Annotated in this window: 20 protein-coding genes; 15 read left to right on the forward strand and 5 right to left on the reverse strand. The window is 59.6% G+C overall.

Features of this window, described 5'->3' with window-relative positions; all coding sequences use genetic code 11:
* Positions 1–2: 2 nt before the first annotated feature.
* The 15 genes from ACQZ5G_RS02580 to ACQZ5G_RS02650 all read left to right on the forward strand — a co-directional run bounded on the left by ACQZ5G_RS02580 (position 3) and on the right by ACQZ5G_RS02650 (position 11,374).
* A complete protein-coding gene (locus tag ACQZ5G_RS02580) occupies positions 3–785 on the forward strand; it encodes a TatD family hydrolase (RefSeq protein ID WP_448736891.1) in 783 nt (260 codons plus the stop codon).
* Positions 786–787: 2 nt separating this feature from the next.
* Positions 788–1,612, forward strand: a complete 825-nt coding sequence (locus ACQZ5G_RS02585; RefSeq protein ID WP_003523686.1) for an MBL fold metallo-hydrolase — start codon at positions 788–790, stop codon at positions 1,610–1,612.
* 21 nt (positions 1,613–1,633) lie between these two features.
* The gene (locus ACQZ5G_RS02590; RefSeq protein ID WP_448736892.1) at positions 1,634–3,415 is read left to right on the forward strand and encodes a chloride channel protein; all 1,782 of its coding nucleotides are present in this window, start codon (positions 1,634–1,636) and stop codon (positions 3,413–3,415) included.
* 209 nt (positions 3,416–3,624) lie between these two features.
* Positions 3,625–3,774: a hypothetical protein gene (locus tag ACQZ5G_RS02595; RefSeq protein WP_448736893.1), complete on the forward strand. Its 150-nt coding sequence runs from the start codon at positions 3,625–3,627 to the stop codon at positions 3,772–3,774.
* A 30-nt stretch (positions 3,775–3,804) separates the two neighbouring features.
* Complete coding sequence (locus ACQZ5G_RS02600) at positions 3,805–4,158, forward strand: ArsR/SmtB family transcription factor (protein WP_448736894.1); 354 nt, start codon at positions 3,805–3,807, stop codon at positions 4,156–4,158.
* Positions 4,159–4,241: 83 nt separating this feature from the next.
* Positions 4,242–4,769, forward strand: coding sequence for an arsenate reductase ArsC (locus ACQZ5G_RS02605; RefSeq protein WP_448736895.1), 528 nt, complete (start codon positions 4,242–4,244; stop codon positions 4,767–4,769).
* Complete coding sequence (gene arsB, locus ACQZ5G_RS02610; RefSeq protein WP_448736896.1) at positions 4,769–5,827, forward strand: ACR3 family arsenite efflux transporter; 1,059 nt, start codon at positions 4,769–4,771, stop codon at positions 5,825–5,827. The genes ACQZ5G_RS02605 and arsB overlap by 1 nt, the downstream gene beginning before the upstream one ends.
* Before the next feature lie 2 nt (positions 5,828–5,829).
* Positions 5,830–6,252: an arsenate reductase (glutaredoxin) gene (arsC, locus tag ACQZ5G_RS02615; protein WP_448736897.1), complete on the forward strand. Its 423-nt coding sequence runs from the start codon at positions 5,830–5,832 to the stop codon at positions 6,250–6,252.
* Positions 6,230–6,955, forward strand: a complete 726-nt coding sequence (gene arsH, locus ACQZ5G_RS02620) for an arsenical resistance protein ArsH (RefSeq protein ID WP_448736898.1) — start codon at positions 6,230–6,232, stop codon at positions 6,953–6,955. The genes arsC and arsH overlap by 23 nt, the downstream gene beginning before the upstream one ends.
* 368 nt (positions 6,956–7,323) lie before the next feature.
* Complete coding sequence (locus tag ACQZ5G_RS02625) at positions 7,324–7,890, forward strand: YceI family protein (protein ID WP_003523668.1); 567 nt, start codon at positions 7,324–7,326, stop codon at positions 7,888–7,890.
* 113 nt (positions 7,891–8,003) lie between these two features.
* Positions 8,004–8,393: a COG4315 family predicted lipoprotein gene (locus ACQZ5G_RS02630; RefSeq protein ID WP_003523666.1), complete on the forward strand. Its 390-nt coding sequence runs from the start codon at positions 8,004–8,006 to the stop codon at positions 8,391–8,393.
* A gap of 5 nt (positions 8,394–8,398) precedes the next feature.
* A complete protein-coding gene (locus tag ACQZ5G_RS02635) occupies positions 8,399–8,905 on the forward strand; it encodes a sigma-70 family RNA polymerase sigma factor (RefSeq protein WP_003523664.1) in 507 nt (168 codons plus the stop codon).
* The gene (locus ACQZ5G_RS02640) at positions 8,902–9,681 is read left to right on the forward strand and encodes an anti-sigma factor family protein (protein WP_003523663.1); all 780 of its coding nucleotides are present in this window, start codon (positions 8,902–8,904) and stop codon (positions 9,679–9,681) included. Before ACQZ5G_RS02635 ends, ACQZ5G_RS02640 begins: the two co-directional genes overlap by 4 nt.
* Positions 9,682–9,684: 3 nt before the next feature.
* Positions 9,685–10,329, forward strand: a complete 645-nt coding sequence (locus ACQZ5G_RS02645; protein WP_448736899.1) for a cytochrome b — start codon at positions 9,685–9,687, stop codon at positions 10,327–10,329.
* A gap of 415 nt (positions 10,330–10,744) precedes the next feature.
* Positions 10,745–11,374: a DUF1062 domain-containing protein gene (locus tag ACQZ5G_RS02650; RefSeq protein ID WP_448736900.1), complete on the forward strand. Its 630-nt coding sequence runs from the start codon at positions 10,745–10,747 to the stop codon at positions 11,372–11,374.
* Positions 11,375–11,447: 73 nt separating this feature from the next.
* On the opposite strand, the gene ACQZ5G_RS02655 is transcribed toward ACQZ5G_RS02650, so the two are convergent.
* The 5 genes from ACQZ5G_RS02655 to nac all read right to left on the reverse strand — a co-directional run bounded on the left by ACQZ5G_RS02655 (position 11,448) and on the right by nac (position 17,811).
* On the reverse strand, positions 11,448–12,146 hold the full coding sequence (locus tag ACQZ5G_RS02655; RefSeq protein ID WP_448736901.1) for an HpcH/HpaI aldolase family protein: 699 nt from the start codon (positions 12,144–12,146) through the stop codon (positions 11,448–11,450).
* 12 nt (positions 12,147–12,158) lie between these two features.
* Complete coding sequence (locus tag ACQZ5G_RS02660; protein ID WP_448736902.1) at positions 12,159–12,965, reverse strand: SDR family oxidoreductase; 807 nt, start codon at positions 12,963–12,965, stop codon at positions 12,159–12,161.
* Between the two features lie 9 nt (positions 12,966–12,974).
* Positions 12,975–14,651 (reverse strand): hydantoinase B/oxoprolinase family protein, encoded by a 1,677-nt coding sequence (locus ACQZ5G_RS02665; RefSeq protein ID WP_448736903.1) that lies wholly within the window; start codon positions 14,649–14,651, stop codon positions 12,975–12,977.
* 12 nt (positions 14,652–14,663) lie between these two features.
* A complete protein-coding gene (locus tag ACQZ5G_RS02670) occupies positions 14,664–16,727 on the reverse strand; it encodes a hydantoinase/oxoprolinase family protein (RefSeq protein ID WP_448736904.1) in 2,064 nt (687 codons plus the stop codon).
* 145 nt (positions 16,728–16,872) lie between these two features.
* Complete coding sequence (gene nac, locus ACQZ5G_RS02675) at positions 16,873–17,811, reverse strand: nitrogen assimilation transcriptional regulator NAC (RefSeq protein ID WP_448736905.1); 939 nt, start codon at positions 17,809–17,811, stop codon at positions 16,873–16,875.
* Positions 17,812–18,102 lie beyond the last annotated feature (291 nt).

Consider the following 18,102-nt stretch of genomic DNA (forward strand, 5'->3'; position numbering starts at 1 on the left):
CCATGCTGATCGATACCCATTGCCATCTGGATTTTCCCGATTTCGAGGCTGAGCGCGACGATATCATCGCCCGCGCCCATGCTTCGGGCGTCAGCCAGATGGTGACGATCTCTACCCGGGTGCGTCGTCTGCCGGAACTTTTGAAGATCACGGAAAAATACCCGTCAGTCTTCTGTTCGGTCGGTACGCATCCGAACAATGCCGACGAGGAACTGGATATCACCGCCGACGAACTGGTGCGGCTGGCCGAGAGCCATGACAAGATCGTGGCGATCGGCGAGGCGGGTCTGGATTATTTCTACGATACGCAGAAGCCGGAAGACCAGAAGACCGGCCTCATTCGCCACATCGAGGCCGCAAGACGAACGAAGCTGCCGCTCGTTATTCATAGCCGAAGCGCCGATGACGACATGGCCGCTATTTTGCGCGCCGAAAGCGGGAAGGGTCCATTCCCCTTCATTCTGCACTGCTTTTCCGCTGGTCCCGAGCTGGCGAAAACCGGTGTCGAGCTTGGCGGTTATGTGTCCTTTTCCGGCATTCTGACCTTCCCTAAATCGCAGGATATCCGCGATATCGCCGCCACCGTGCCGCTGGACCGGCTGCTGGTGGAGACGGATGCCCCCTATCTTGCGCCGAAGCGCTGGCGGGGAAAGCGCAACGAGCCGTCCTACGTGGTCAATACCGCTGAGGTTCTGGCCGAGGTGCATGGTGTTTCCTATGAGCGCATGGCCGAAATCACCACCGAAAACGCCTTCCGCTGCTTTTCCAAGATGACAAGGGTGTAGGTGTGGCAATCTACCGTCGTCGCTTCACGGTTCTCGGATGCGCGTCGTCGCCCGGCGTGCCGCGCATCAACGGCGACTGGGGCGCGTGCGATCCCGAAAACCCGAAGAACCGGCGCACGCGAACGGCCTTCATGGTGGAGCAGATCGGCCCGGATGGCGGCAGGACGACTGTTGTCATCGACACCGGTCCGGATTTTCGCGAGCAGATGATCGCGGCGAAGGTGGAGGCGGTCGATGCGGTGCTTTACACCCACGCCCATGCCGACCATCTGCACGGTATCGACGATCTGCGCATCTATTTCGCCCTTCAGCAAAACCGCATTCCGATCTATGCCGATCCCATTACCATGGCGCGCATAAAGGACGGTTTCGCCTATTGCCTGGAGACCCCGCCGGGCAGCAGCTATCCGCCCATCGTCGAACCGCGGATCATCGCCGATATCGACGCGGCGCTGATTATCGATGGGGCAGGCGGGCCGATCCCGTTCAACGTGCATATGCAGCAGCATGGCGATGTGCATTCGCTGGGATTCCGCATCGGTGACGTCGCCTATTGCACCGATGTCAGCGATTTTCCGGCAGAAAGCCTGCCGAAGCTTGCCGGTCTCGATGTCCTCGTCATCGACGCGCTGCAGCACCGTTATCACCCCAGCCACCTTTCGCTGGAACAGGCGCTTGGCTGGATCGAAAGATTCGCACCCAAAAGGGCGATCTTGACCCACATGCATATTCCGCTCGATTATGAAACGGTGATGCGGGAAACGCCTGATCATGTCGAACCGGCCTATGACCAGATGCGTTTCGAGATCGAGATCGAAGCAGCCTGACGCCGCCTGAAAAGGAACAGCATGTCGACCAAGCCTTTCCGTGCACCCAGTATGGCGAGCTTTTTCGACAATCTGCGCGCCAGTCGGCTGCGGGCGATGTTCCGGCGCGGCGAGCTGGGACTGGTGCTCCTTGCCGTCTTCATCGGCATTACGGCGGGCCTTCTGGTGGCGCTGATCGGCGCCTTGAGCACGGCGTTGCATCTGCTGGTTTTCGGCGTCGAGCGGCTGAGCAGCAGCGATCTTTCCGGACGGATCGTGCTTGCCGGCCCGATCATCGGCGGCATCGTGCTCGGGTTGATCATCTTCATCCTTTCGAAGACCCGCAAGAAACCCATGGTCGACCCCATCGAGGCGAATGCGCTGCATGGCGGCCGGCTGTCGTTGACGGACAGCATCATCGTCTGCGTGCAAAATATCGTCTCCAACGGTTTTGGCGCGTCCGTTGGGCTGGAGGCCGGTTACACCCAGATCGCCAGCGGCGTCGCCTCGAAGATCGGCATCAAGCTGAAACTGCGGCGAGGGGACATGCGTATCCTCGTCGGCTGCGGTGCGGCGGGCGCGATTGCTGCGGCATTCAATGCGCCGCTGACCGGGGCGTTCTACGCCATCGAACTCATCATCGGCACCTATACAGTGGTGACGCTTGCGCCGCTCATCGTCTCGGCACTGGTGGCAACGACGGTCATCGGGATTATCGGCGGCCATGGCATCTCGATCGATATTGTCGATGCCAGCCGTGTAACACCGGCGGATTATGTGCCCGCCATCTTTCTCGGCGTCGTATGTGCGGCCATCGGCATCGTGCTGATGCAGGCGGTGTCCTTCATCGAAGAAACGGCACGCAAAAGCGCCATTCCGGGCTGGCTGCGTCCTGCCATCGGCGGCGTGGCGGTGGGCGGGCTCGCGCTGATTTCACCGCAGGTGCTGTCGAGCGGCCATGGCGCGCTGCATCTCAATATCGATGCGGAACTGACGATATACGGGGTGGCCGGGTTGTTCCTGCTGAAGGCGGCGGCCAGCGCCATTTCCATCGGCTCGAATTTCCGCGGCGGCCTTTTTTTCGCGTCGCTGTTCATGGGTTCGCTGCTGGGCAAGATTTTCGCGCTCTGCGCACCCTATATCGGTTATGGCTCGACGGCGCCCATCGTCTATGCCGTGATCGGCATGAGCGCCTTTGCCGCTGCCATCATCGGGGGCCCACTGACGATGACGTTTCTTGCGCTGGAACTGACCGGCGACTTCCAGATCACGGCGCTGGTGCTTGCCGCCGTCATCACCACTTCGCTCGTGGTGCGCACGACCTTCGGTTACTCCTTCGCCACCTGGCGTTTTCACCTGCGTGGCGAGAGCATTCGCAGCGCCCATGATATCGGCTGGATCCGCGATCTGACGGTCGGCAGGATGATGCGCGCCGATATCCGCAAGGCCAATGTCAGCATGGGTCTTCCAGCCTTCAAGGAGAAGTTCCCGCTCGGTTCGACGCAACGGGTAATCATGACCCATGATGACGGACGTTATGCCGGCATCGTTCTCGTGCCCGAAATCTACGCCGACCCGATGGATCGCGACCCCAGCAAGATCAGCCTCGAAACCTATCTGCAATACAAGAACGATGTGTTGCTGCCGACCATGAATGCCCGCCAGGCGGCGGCAGCCTTCGATGCGGCGGAGAGCGAAGCGCTGGTTGTGGTCAATGACAAGATCGAAAATCGTCCTGTCGGATTGCTTACCGAAAGCCACACGCTGAGACGCTATAGCGAAGAACTGGATTTGAGGCGCCGGGAGGCGTCAGGTGAGTTTTGATATTGCATTAGATTTTCGATTTTATTGATATAATTACATTATTAAATTTATTGTCGCTCCAATTCCTCATAAAAGAAGCCGCCATCACCTGCTTCGCGCAAAACGGCTTTCACCAGACCACGACGGCGCAGATTTGCGCGGCGGTGGGCAGGTGTTCCGGCAATCTCTTCCATATTTCGATAGCAAGCAAGCGATCATCGAAACGATCGTTGCCGAAGAGCGGCGGGAAACAGCCGACTATTTCGCCGAAACCGGCGCGGCGGACGATCGGTGCGATTTTGGGTTTCGTCTACGCCTCGCTGGAGCTTGCGACCGATCCGACCTATGCCCAGCCGACCATGACGATATCCGGCGCTTGACACGTCCAATATATCCATTATTCTGGATATATGGATAATAGCAGTGCAATAACCGCGCTTGGCGCGCTCGCCCAATCTACCCGACTGGAGACCTTCCGGCTTCTCGTGCGCCACGAACCGGATGGCATTCCGGCCGGTGAGCTTGCGCGTCTTCTCGACGTTCCCCAGAACACGATGTCGGCGCATCTCGCCACGCTTTCCCGGGCCGGTCTGGTCAAGAGTGAACGGCAGAGCCGGTCTATCATCTATCGCGCCGATCTTGACGGGTTGCGCCTGCTGACCCTGTTTCTGCTGAAGGATTGCTGCGGTGGCTCGACCGAGCTTTGCGCGCCGTTGATTGCCGAGCTGACACCCTGCTGCAGCCCGCAGGTAAAGCCGTCATGAACGCCGCCGGGCTGGTGTCCACCATTTCTTCTGCTTCGATCGCGGGGCTTGCGAGACCACCGATCTAACCACGGACCGAAACCATGACCGACAAGATCTATAACGTGCTCTTTTTGTGCACGGGCAATTCGGCTCGCTCCATTCTTGCCGAATCCATTCTCGCCAAGGAAGGTGAGGGGAGGTTCAATGCCTATTCGGCCGGCAGCCAGCCGAAGGGAGAGGTAAATCCTCACGCCCTGAAGGAACTGGCGGTACTGGGGTATCCTACCAGCGGCTTCACCTCGAAAAGCTGGGACGTGTTTGCCGGGCCGGATGCGCCACGGATGGATTTCATCTTCACTGTGTGCGACAGCGCCGCCGGCGAAGCCTGCCCGGTCTGGATCGGCCATCCGATGACGGCCCATTGGGGGATAGAGGATCCCGCCGCTGCGGTCGGCTCGGAGATCGAGGTTCAGCGCGCCTTCGCGCAGGCCGCGCGTTTCCTCAAGAACAGGATCGCGGCTTTCGTCAGCCTGCCCCTGCAATCCATCGATCGAATGGCGCTGGAAACGCAGCTTCGGCAGATCGGTGCATTGGATGGAACCACCAATCCTGAAGAAAAGTCGGCCTGATGTCTGCCTTCGAACGATATCTGACCGTCTGGGTGTTTCTGTGCATCGTCGCCGGTGTTGCGCTCGGCCATTTGATGCCCGGCGTCTTTCAGCTCATCGCTGCGGCCGAGATCGCCAAAGTCAATATTCCGGTCGCGATCCTGATCTGGCTGATGATCATTCCGATGCTGCTAAAGATCGATTTCCGCTCTCTTTCGCAGGTCGGTATGTTCTGGCGCGGCATTGGCGTGACGTTGTTCATCAACTGGGCCGTCAAGCCGTTCTCGATGGCGCTGCTCGGCTGGTTTTTCATCGGCTGGCTGTTCCGCCCTTATCTTCCGGCTGGTGAGATCGATTCCTATGTCGCCGGGTTGATCATCCTTGCCGCTGCTCCATGCACCGCCATGGTCTTCGTCTGGAGCAACCTTACACGCGGCGAGCCGCTGTTTACGCTGTCGCAGGTCGCGCTCAACGATGTGATCATGGTCGTGGCCTTTGCTCCCGTGGTCGGCCTGCTGCTTGGCCTTTCCGCCATTACCGTGCCCTGGGATACGCTTGTTCTCTCCGTTGCGCTCTATATTGTCGTTCCGGTCATCCTTGCGCAGCTGATCAGGCATCGGCTCATGACTGACGGAACCTCACGGATGCTGGATTGCGTTCTCGCAAAGCTGCAGCCGGTTTCTCTGGCGGCGCTGCTCGCGACACTCATTCTTCTCTTTGCCTTTCAGGGCGAGCAAATCATCGCCCAGCCCGCCATCATCGGCCTGCTCGCCATTCCCATCCTCATTCAGGTCTATCTGAATTCGGGGCTTGCCTACCTCCTGAACCGCATGATGGGGGAGCGCCATAGCGTCGCCGGGCCTTCTGCACTCATTGGCGCCAGCAACTTCTTCGAACTTGCGGTCGCGGCCGCCATCAGCCTGTTTGGCTTTCAGTCAGGTGCTGCGCTGGCAACCGTTGTCGGCGTCCTCATCGAAGTTCCGGTCATGCTTTCGGTCGTCTGGATCGTGAACCGCTCGAAGGGCTGGTATGAGGCTGCGCCCGCCGTTTCCCGAACCACAATGACCGAAAGGCAGTGACCATGGACGCCACCATCTATCACAACCCGTCCTGCGGGACGTCGCGCAACACGCTGGCGCTGATCCGCGCGGCAGGGATCGAGCCGACCGTGATCGAATATCTGCGGGAACCGCCGACACGCGAGAATCTCGCAAGAATGATTGCGGATGCGGGCCTGACGGTGCGCGAGGCCATGCGCGAGAAGGGGACGCCCTATGCCGAGCTCGGTCTCGACAATCCGGACCTGACTGACGACCAGTTGCTCGATGCGATGATGGAAACGCCGATCCTTATCAATCGCCCCTTCGTCGTGACACCGCTCGGCACCAGGCTCGCCCGTCCTTCAGAGGTCGTGCTGGATATTCTGCCGGACATTTTCAAAGGACCGTTCTTCAAGGAGGATGGCGAGCAGGTTCTCGACAATGAAGGAAAGCGCGTTGTCTGATACGTTTCCCGCGTTGCAGGCGCATCACCTGCACGGCATTGACCCGGAGGCTCTGCGTCCGGCGTTTTCGACCCATAAACCGCGCATCCTGATCCTTTATGGCTCGCTGCGCGAGGTGTCCTATAGCCGTCTGCTGGCATTCGAGGCTGGGTGGCTGCTCGAACGGCTCGGTTGCGAGGTTCGGATATTCGATCCGAAGGGTCTGCCTTTGCCCGATGAAGCGCCGGCCAGCCATGCCAAGGTGCAGGAACTGCGTGAACTTTCCGAATGGTCGGAGGGACAGGTCTGGGTAAGCCCGGAACGTCATGGCGCGATGACCGGCATCATGAAATCGCAGATCGACTGGATTCCTCTTGCTATCGGTTCTTTACGGCCGACACAGGGCAAGACGCTCGCCGTCATGGAAGTGTCCGGCGGCAGCCAGTCCTTCAACGCCGTGAACCAGATGCGAATTCTCGGCCGATGGATGCGGATGATCACCATTCCCAACCAGTCCTCGGTGGCAAGGGCGTATCAGGAATTCGACGCGGAAGGCCGGATGAAGCCGTCATCCTATTATGACCGGGTTGTGGATGTCTGCGAGGAACTGGTGAAATTCACGCTGCTGACGCGTGACGCTTCCAGCTATCTCACAGATAGATATAGCGAACGCAAAGAGTTGGCAGATGAACTTGAGAAACGTGTTTCGTTAAAATCAATCTGATAGGGTGAGTTCTGTTCAACGCTTCGTGCTTTTCAATCCCGGAACCATATGATCGGTTCGATTTCGGCGGGAGAAGATATCACGGGCTTTCGAGGCGTTGAACCAGCCATGGCTTGATCGTGCGGCGACGTATGTAACCAGCAATAGCCGCACAAATCCGGAACTGCACCATCAAATAAGTTCCATAATATATGTTATGCGATTATTGTTTGTGGATTGAAGCCACCTCCCTGACGGGTGTTTCCCGGCGCAGCGAACGCCGGTCTTCCCCTTTAGGCGGGATTTTGACGATCTGCCGGCGTGGTATGGATTAAACCTCTTCCTGTGGTGTTCTCCTGAGTGCGACTACTCATGAAGGAGCTTGCGTCGTGAAATATTTCCACCCCATCACTCTCCTTATCGCGACATTGGTTTGCACGCCGGTCTCTGCCAATCCATTCTCGTCTGCGGCCGGGCGCTATCGTATCGATCCTGCCTCTCACATCCGCTTTTCAATTGCACAGGTTGCCGGCCCCGGGATCAAGGGCACAATTCCTGATATTTCCGGCCGCTTCGACATCGACCCGGACCAGCCGGCCAGATCTTACGTGGAAATCAGTCTCAACCCTTCCAGCGTCCAGACCGGGCAAGAACGGGTGGAAAACTTCCTGCGATCCAGCGCGGTTTTTAATATCGCCGTTTATCCGCAGATCGTGTTTCGCTCCAGCCGCGTTACGCAGGACGGACCGCGCAGCGCGGTGGTTGAAGGCACATTGACAGCCAGAGGCATATCCAGACCCGAAACATTTCACGCAACATTCGTTGAACAACAGAAGGGATCCGTCACCTTCCATGTCACCGGCAATGTTGCACGCCTGCCCTATGGCATGGGTGTCGGAGTGCCGCTCTATTCGAATACGGTTGCATTCGACATCGATTTGAAGGGCATCAGATAAAGGCGATCTGGGCATCGAAAAATCCATCGGCGGTGGGATTAAGTGCCGCGGACGGGTGTTTGTCTAATATCGGGCATGTTGTCCGATCTGTTACCCTTCAGAGGACAATCTTCATGCGTGCACATCATTTCGTTCTGGCCGGCGTAGTAACGCTTGCCGCCACGGCTGCCCTCGCCGAACCCTATGCCGGTGGCGCCGTGGTTGAAAAGGCAACGGCCAAAGGCACGATCCTGACCGACGCCAAGGGCATGACCCTTTATACATTCGACAATGATACCAATGGCGCATCGGTCTGCTACGACGGCTGCGCAAAGAAATGGCCGCCCCTCGCCGCCTCGAAAACCGACAAGGCGGATGGCGACTATAAACCAATCTCCCGCAAAGATGGTACGATGCAATGGTCGCATGACGGAAAGCCGCTCTATCGCTGGCAGATGGACAGCAAGCCCGGCGATGTCACGGGCGATGGCGTCGGCGGCGTCTGGCACATTGCCAAGGAATAGTGTCCATGCCGGATTTTCTGGACGAGATGACGAGTTGCATACCAGCGCTTCGCCGCTACGCGAATGCGCTCACGCATGACCGTGACACGGCTGACGATCTCGTTCAGGACTGTCTGGAAAGAGCGATCCGTAAAAAGGCGCTGTGGAAACCGCAGGGTCCGTTGCGTCCGTGGTTGTACCGGGTGCTCGTCAACGTCTACCGCAACAATCTGCGCGGCCGAAATCGCCGGCCCTCGCAAGTGCCGATTGACGATGTTGCGGAACAGCTCTTCGTGCCGGCGGCGCAGACGGGCCGGATTGTGCTTGCCGAAATGGCCCGTGCCATTGAAAAACTGTCCGGCGAACACCGCGAGGCCCTGCTCCTCGTCGTCGTCGAGGGCCTCAGTTATGCGGAGGCGGCAGATGTTCTTGAAATTCCGCTGGGCACGCTGATGTCCCGTCTGGGGCGGGCCCGAACGGCTCTCGCCCGGATGACCCAGGAAGATCAGCCAAATCTCAAGGTGATAAAATGACCGGCAGCGAACCGCAGATAACCGAAGCCGATCTCATCTCTTATGTCGACGGGCAGCTCGAAGACCGGCGGCGTGACGCCGTTCGTGCCCACCTCGCCTCCAATCCGGCCGATGCACGCAAGGTTGCGATGTGGCAACAGCAGAATGCGACGCTGACGGCTCTCTACGGCCCGCTTGATACCGACGCCCTACCCGAGCGCCTCGATGTTTACCGCATCGAGCGGCGTCTGCGGTCACAGCGCGCCGATTGGCGTAACATAGCGGCGGCATCCGTCCTCATTCTGGCCGTTGGCTTGACAGGCGGCTGGTTCGGGCGCGGGCTGGTGTCCCAGGTCGCGGAACCGACCCACTCTATCGTGACGGATGCAACGCAGGCGCATAAGCTGTTTGCGAGCGAGGTTCTGCATCCGGTGGAAATCCGGGCCGATGCAGAGAATGCTTCCAGCCTGCCGAAATGGCTTTCGAAACGGCTGGACCGAAAACTGAACATTCCCGACCTCACCCGCCACGGTCTGTCCCTTGTCGGCGGTCGGGTTCTTCCCAGCTCCGAAGGCGCCGCCGCCCAGCTGATGTATGAGGATAAAAGCGGACAGCGCGTCACTCTTTATATCGTGGCTGCGGCCGATTCGAGCGACACCGCCATGCGCCGCTCCAGCATCGGTTCACTGGAGGCCATCTCCTGGGACGACGAAACCATCCGCTGCGCTTTGGTCGGCAACCTGCCTTCCGACCGCATGGACGCCATCGCGAAAGACACCTATCAACAATTGAGCTAGCCGATGAGATATTTCGAGGATCATTCCGATAGCGCATCGATGCGGGAACGGCTGTGGCGTAATACGCCCATATCCTACGGATTGGTGGCAATCGCGTTCCACTGGACAATCGCGGTGCTTTTCCTGGCGCAGCTTGCGCTGGGATATCTGATGAGCCGCGACAATATCGACCCGGTTCTTCAGTTCGACCTGTTCCAATATCACAAGTCGATAGGATTTCTGGTGCTGGCCCTCGCCGCGCCGCGTTTCCTGTGGTCGGTTTTCAGCAGAAAACCTCAGGCTCTAGAAGGCGAAGGGCTGGCATCGAGATTCGCAGCGCGGGCCGCTCACGCCGCGTTGCTGTTCCTGACGCTGGCCGTTCCCCTCGCCGGCTGGGCGATTGCGTCGACCTCGCCTCTGCAAATCCCCAGTTACGTCTTCGACCTCGTGGTCGTGCCGGGATTGCCTCTGATGATTTCCGACAAGGCGGAGGCCTTCTGGAGCGAGGTCCACGCCACCCTCGCCTACCTTGCCGCAGCCATCGTCTCTCTTCATGTGGCGGCAGCGTTATGGCACCATTTCATCCGCAAGGACGCTACTCTCCGACGTATGATTCCGTTTCCTACAGCCGCAGATAACAGGCGCAAAACCGCCGCCTCCCGGAAATAAACCCACAAGTCCGGCGACGTCATCTGAACCGGGAAGAATGCGCGGGTCAGCTGACGTTGCATAAAAGTCGCATTGCAACGGCTTTCGGCCTTTTCTCCGCACTGGATGACTCTGCTTCGGAACGATCGTTTGTTATTGTCGCCGCCGAAGAGCATTGGCGCATCGAGGTAGACTTTGCCTAAGTAAATACCGGTCTCAATCCAGTTTCACCCGTATTGCCGGATAGCCGCAGGCTGTCGGCGAATGATCATGTTCATCGGGTGGTGGCAAGAGACCGGTCTGGCATTGTTACAATGTGCCCTGCGCAGCGCCGCTGTCTCAGCTCTTCACCGCCCCAGAACACCGCCATGCCGTTCCCGTAAGGGTTTTCTCCTGCACCATCTCGGTGGACTTCCAAATGGAAGACCAAGAGACTATGTGCAAATTACTTCGGGTCCAATGGACCATTACGCCACGAACGGCGCCCCAGCCCTGGCTTGCATGCAGCGGATGCGGCGGCCTGAGGGCATTTCAGGCCAGTGGCAAGATCCGGCTTAACGCCAATGGCCGCAAGCTGGATGCCTGGCTTATCTATAGATGTATAATCTGCGACAAGAGCTGGAACAGGCCGATTTTCGAGCGCCAGAATGTCCGGGACATCGGCCCTGCCGTTCTCGAAGCGCTGCAGTCCAACGATCCGCAATGGATAAGGGCGGAGACATTCAACCTCGAAGCCTTGAGACGTAAATCGCAGCGCGTCGATGAGTTTCCCGAATTCGATATCGCGAAACAGATACGGGATGAACCTCCCGACTGGGTCATGGCGGAGATTGATCTCACGGTTCCGTTTCAGACCGGCATACGCCTTGACCGACTGCTGGCGTCTGAACTCGGGCTTTCGCGGTCGATGCTGCAGAAGCTTCAGGATGATGGTTCGCTTCGGGCGCAGTCCGACCGTTCCGATCTTTTGCGGCGGCGCGTTAAAAACGGCACCCGGATTGTGATCGCGCGTTGCGGCGGCTTCGATCCGGAGCATTTGTGGAGACCCGTCACGGCGGATTTCTAACGGCATGGCGAGGGCCTGAAGGTTCAGGCCCTCGCTTGCGGCATCGTTAAATCGGAAAATCCTATACTCCGCCTCAGGCGAGCGCCTCCTTCACCGCAGCGAGACCGCGGCGCAGGAACGGATCGGAATGGACGTAGAAGAATTGCACGCCGCGCTCCCGCCAGTGCGGCATTTCTTCCAATGTCGCGAGCGTTCCCGCGATTTTTCCGGCTGCGCGTATCTTGTCGACAGCGATGGCGACTTTTTCCATTACCACATCCGGGCGCGGCTCACCGAATGGCGGCGCGGGCGGATAGCCCATATCCTGCGAAAGATCGCCGGGACCGATGAAGAAGACGTCGATACCCTCGACGGTCAGCATCTCGTCCAGAGCATCGATCGCATCGACGGTCTCGATCATGGCGATGACCAGCCGTTTTTCATAATCGGACGGCAAGGCGTAACGCACCGCATCGACAATCGCGCGGGCCTCGTCGGCATTGCCGACCATGGGCACCATGATCCCGTCCGCGCCGGCATTCAGGTAGCGGATGACGAGCGGTCGCTCGTGCGAATGCGGGCGCACGATGGCAGCGCCACCAACGGAGCGCACCACTTGCCCGGTCGCGCGCACATCCTCGAAGCTCCATGTGCCGTGCTCGCAATCGAGGAAGATTGCGTCCGCGCCCAGTTCCACCAGCCGGGCGGAAAGGCCCGACGACGTATGGTGTGGGGTGAACATGCTGATGGCCTCACCCGCCGCAAGACGGGCGCGCAGCTTTGCTCCATTCATGGACGTCTCTCCCTAGTTCTTTTTCGGCATGTCCGGCGTGTCGTCCGGCGCGCCCACCCAGCGCGCGACTTCGATATCCTTCGAGGTGTCACGCATATGGGTCGGGCAGATGTGCAGTTCCGGAATGACTGCGCTTTGGTTCAGGCTGGCGCAGAGCATGATGGCGCGGGCGACATCATGCGGATCCATCATCACGGCGCGTTCTTCCTTCAGAGGCGGCCGCGCGCGGTTGTTCATGATCGGTGTATCCGTCTCGCCCGGCAGGATGGTCGTCGCGCGGATACCCTGGTTGCGATAGGTATTGTGCAGGAAGGTCATGAAATTCTTCACGCCCGCCTTCGCCGCACCATAGGCCACGCCGCCCAGAAGATTGGGATTGAGGGCGGCGAGCGAGGAGACGGTAATGATTGTGCCCTCACCTTTTTCGATCATCTCTGGCAGCACTGCCTGTGTCAGATTGAACACGGCCGTCAAATTGACGTTGATGGTGGCGTTCCACTCCTCCTCGCCGATGAAGCGGGCGTTGAGCACCTTGCTGGCGGAACCGGCATTGTTCACCAGAATATCGATGGGACCGACGGCCTCGCCGATCGACTTCACCGTGTCGAAGATCGCCTCGCGCGAGGCGATATCGAGCGTGCGGGCGATGGCCTTGCCCTTTTTCTTCTCGATCAGTTCCAAGACCTCGCGCAGCGGATCGAGGCGGCGTCCGGTCAGAACGACCGTCGCCCCTTCTTTCGCCAGCAGGATTGCGGTTTCGCGGCCGATGCCTGAACCGGCGCCGGTTACCAGCGCAATTTTTCCGTTCAGCAGTCCCATTCTCATCTCCTATTCGGCTGCGGCAGCAATGGCGCCAGAATAGCCGAAGATTTCTTTCGCCGCCTTCGCGGTTACCAGACCTTCGGAAATATCCTGTTCGATCAGCGCGTGCGAACGCTCGCTGGCCCTGCCCCAGCCGCCACCGCCGGGTGTCTGAACTTCCAGACGTTCGCCGGTCTGAAGAACCACCTTGCCCTTGGGGAAATGCGACTTGCCCTGCTTCATTACCTTGCCGGCGGATCCGCTCTGGCCTTCCACCACGCCGAAGCAGGGATGGCGGACGCGTTCCGACGCCAGATAGATGTTCATCGGGTTCTTGCCGAGATTGCGCAGAACGACGCGCTGACCAAGGCCGCCGCGATGTTTGCCGGCGCCGCCGGAATCGGCGATGAGTTCCTTGCGTTCCGTCAGCACCGGAACGGCGACCTCGAACATTTCGATGGCCGTGACCTTGCAGTTGGATGGGAAACTCAGCGTGTCCAGCCCGTCGAATTCAGCGCGTGCACCCTGCCCGCCGTGGAAATTCTGCACGGAACCGTATTGCGTGCCATCGTTACGCTGGCCGACGCAATTGGCCGCCCAGATCGGCGCACCGCCGCTATCGCCCAGAACCTTTTCCGGCACGATGCCTTCCAGCGCCTTGAAAATCAGCGAGGGAATGACGTGGCCGATCAGGTTGCGCGAATTGCCGGCCGTCCATTCCTGCGGATTGAGAATGGAGCCGAGCGGTGCTTCATCCGTGATCGGGACGATGCAGCCCTCATTATTGGGCGTTTCGGCATCGAGCAGGCATTTCAGCGCGTAGACCGAATGGGCGTAACGGTAGTTCGTGCGGCAGTTGATCGAATGCAGGACCTGATCCGAGGTGCCGGTATAGTCCACATGGATGGAATCGTCCCTGACGATCACGGCGGCTTTGAGTTTGACGTCGACATCGTAGCCGTCGAGCAGGACTTCAGCGGAATAGGTGCCGTTCGGCCATTCGCGGATCGCCTTGCGCGTCTGCGCCTCCGAGCGGGTGTGGATGGCGTTCGCCAACCCGTCGACATCGTCCAGCCCGTATTCATCGAGGAATTTGACGAGTTCGCGGCCCATGACATTGTTGGCGGCGATCATCGATTCCAGGTCGCCGCGCACTTCCGTGGGAAGGCGGACGGAGGCTGCGATGATATCGAACACGTCCTCGTTCGGCACGCCGGCCTTGAGCAGCTTGACGATGGGGAAACGGATGCCTTCCGCGAAAATGTCGCTGGCTTCCGAATGCAGCGGCGCGCCGCCAATATCGGGAAGATGGGCGATGGATCCCGCATAGGCGACGACCTTGCCGTTCTTGAAGATCGGCGTGATCATCGTCACGTCAGGAAGATGGCCGGTTCCGATTTCGGGATCGTTGGTGGCCAGCACATCGCCCTCTTCCAGCATTTCCACCGGAAACTTCGGCAGGAAATATTTCTGCGCCGCTGCGGGCAGCGAGGTGATGAAGACGGGGATCGACCAGGTGCATTGCGCCAGCGCCCTGCCCTTGCTGTCGAGAAGTACCGTAACGTAATCGTGGTTCTCACGCACGATCGGCGAAAACGCCGTCTTGCCGAGCACGTTATCGGCCTGATCCGCGATGAAGATCAGGCGGTTCCACATGACCTGAAGGTTGATCGGATCGTTGAAATCGGTTGCGGGTTTCGACATCTGACTGCCCCCTTAGAGAATATTGATCACGAGATTGCCGTGGGCGTCGACATGGAAGGCGCCACTCGGCCCGACAACGGCCGTCGATTCACGCTGCTCCACAATGGCAGGCCCCTTCACCTCGTGGCCGACCGGCAGCTTGTAGTGGTCGTAAACCGAGGTTTCGACATAACCGCCCGCCTCCTGAAAATAGACCTGGCGGCTGCCCTTCCGGGCTTCGGCAATGACGGTTTCATGCGGCCGGGTGACCTGATCCTTCTCGCCGCTGGCGCGCAGACGCCAGGTGATGACTTCCAGCGGTGCGGCCACCGTGCGGCCAAACAATTCGCGGTAGAGCTTGAAGAAACTGCCGCGCAATTCTTCAAGGAAAAGGTCCTTCGGCAGGTTGCGGTCAGGAAGCACCACCGTGATCTCGTGTCCCTGCCCCACATGGCGCATATCCACGGTATAGCGATTGGTGATCGTCTCCTTCGGAACGCCGGCGGCCGAAACCACTTCCGCGCCCTGAGCGGAAAGATCATCGAGCAGGCGGTTCATCGCATCGATATCCCAGGCATCGAGCGCCATCGGATGGCTTGCGGAGAGATCGACGGCGACCGGCGCGATCAACAGGCCGATGGCGGAGCTGACGCCCGCGCCGGTCGGGCAGATGATGCGCGAAATGCCGAGCTTGCGGGCGATGCCATAGGCGTGCACCGGTCCTGCCCCGCCGAAAGCCACCATCGGCAGCGAGCGTGGATCGACGCCGAGATCGGTCGCATGCATGGCAGCCGCCTTGCTCATGGATTCATTGACGAGATCATGGATGCCCCAGGCGCAGCGCTCGACGGACACATCGAGAGAAGTGGCCAGTTTGGACATCGCCCCGTGGGCCGCGTCCTTCGACACCTTGAACGAGCCGCCGACGAAGGATTCCGTTCCCATGTAACCGAGCAGAATATCGGCGTCGGTCACCGTCGGTTCGGTTCCACCTCGCTGATAAGCGGCCGGACCCGGCATGGCGCCGGCGGAATGCGGGCCGACATCGAGAAGGCCGAGCGGGTTCTTCGCCGCGATGGAGCCGCCGCCAGCGCCGATCTCGATCATCTGGATCGACTGGATTTTCAGAGGAAAACCGGAGCCCTTGCGGAAACGCTGGTAATGCGCGACTTCGAGATCGGTGCCGACATTCGGCTCGCCATCGGGAATGAGGCAGAGCTTGGCGGTGGTACCGCCCATGTCGAAGGAAAGAACGCTCGCTTCACCCGCCGTGCGGCCGAATTCGGCGGCGGCGACGGCACCCGCGGCAGGGCCGGATTCGATCAGGCGGACAGGAAGTTCGGCGGCACGGCGGCTCGGCACAAGACCGCCCGAAGAGGTCATCCACAGCACCTGCCGGTCGATGCCCTTCTCAGCAAACTCCCGCTGCAGATGGGCGACGTGGCCGGACATTTGCGGGCGGGTATAGGCATTGACCACCGTTGTCGAGGCCCGGTCGAATTCACGCATTTCCGGGCAGACCTCGGAAGACAGCGAAACGAAAATATCCGGGTCTTCCTCGCGCAGAAGGGCGGCGACGCGCTGCTCGTGCTGCGGATATTTGTAAGCATGCAGCAGGCAGACCGCCACCGAGCGGATGCCCTTTTCCTTCAGCCGTCCGGCAATCTCGCGGACGGTCTCTTCCTTGAGTTCCGTCATCACCTCGCCATCGGCGGCGATGCGTTCTTCGGCTCCAAAACTGTTGGCGCGGGTGACCAGCGGATCGGGATATTTGATATTCAGATCGTAGAGATCGTAACGCCCCTCGTTGCGGATCCGCAGCATGTCCTGAAAACCGTCGGTGGTGACGAAGCCGGTTTCGACGCCCTTGCGCTCCAGAACGGCATTGGTGACGACAGTGGTTGCACCCAGCACCTGCAGGTTCTCGATGGCAATCGCGTCCGCATGCTTTTCGAGCAGCTCCGACACGCCCTGGACAACGGCTTCGGCCGGATTTTTCGGCGTGCTCAGGACTTTATGGAGGTGAAGTTCGCCGCTGTCGTCCAGAAGCGCGAAATCGGTAAAGGTACCGCCAGTATCGAAAGCCAGTTTTGCCATTGTTTCCCTCGAGCGACCATGCAGCCTCTTTGGCTGCCTTGTGGACCCAAATTTGAATCCGTTCACTGATGGAAAATTGAAGCCTTCAGCCGGCCTTTACCAACACAACCTCGGTCTGCCGCCATAGGGTTTGCTTATAGCGAATTCAGATGGCGCGAATGCCGGGGTGGTGGCCGCTCTTGAGCTTGGTGACGATCTCGAGAAGCACGGAACGCGCCGCCAGCGCCGGCTCGGAAAGCGGCATATGATCGGAGACGCAGAGCGAAACCGTGGCGTCTATGACGGGGGTTGTCAGCGGGTGCAGCTGCGCGCCGCTGAAGCTCGGGGTTTCCAGAACAACGGAGGCTGGAAGGATAGTCGAGCCGAGACCGTCCAGCACCGCAGCGCCCAAAGCAGGCACGGATTCCAGTTCCGAAATGACTTCCGGCTTCGCGCGCGCCCGCGCCAGCCCTTCATCGATGAGCCGGCGAAGGAAATGCGCCTTGCTCGGCAACAGCATCGCGTGGCCATCGAGCACCGAAAGCGGAAGCGGCTGACCGGGTTCGGCCGGCAGCTTCATATCGGCGGGCGAGACGAGGAACATTTCTTCGCGGAACAATGGTTCCAGCGTCACGCCCTTGATGGGATCGGAGGTGTAGATCAGCGCCATGTCCATCTTGCCGGTCATGATCAGCTCGCTGAGGATATGGCCGAAACTGTCGTTGATATGGACCGTAATGGCGGGAAACCGCGCCCTCATCTCCTTGATGAGCGGCAGGGACAGCGCGCTGGAGGAGGAATAGGTCGCAAGCCCGATGGAGACGCGGCCGGAGACCGAGCGGGCCGAGCGGTCGATATCGGTCTGCGCCTGCTCGATCTGCTTCAGCATGATCTGGGCATGGCGATAGAGGATCAGCCCGGCCTCGGTCGGCGCGATGCCGACATTACTGCGCAACAGCAGCTGGTGTTTGAAATGCTGTTCCAGCGACGCGATCTGCTGCGACAGCGCCGGCTGCGCCACACGAAGAATGCCGGCGGCGCGCGAAACGCTGCCGGTATCGACGATCTTGACGAAGCTCTTGAGTTTTTTGAAATCGACGCTCATCGGTCCCCACTTTTTGGGGAAATCCTAGCGCATCGATGCGGAAACAGGAATCGATTTCTGCAAGGACGGCGCGTAATTTCAATGAGATAGAGAGTTTTACACGCCCGCACGCGGTAGACGACACAAGTGCTTTATGTAATCGGACATTTCCTCACCCTCATTCCTGTGCTCGTCACAGGAATCCAGCCGACGCGGCTCTCGCGCGGCCGGAAGAGTCCTTTCAGCCCAAGGACTTGGGCTGGCTGGATCCCTGTGACAAGCACAGGGATGAGGGACGGTGAGCGGACCGCA

This window comes from Agrobacterium sp. 22-214-1 (genome assembly GCF_053522465.1).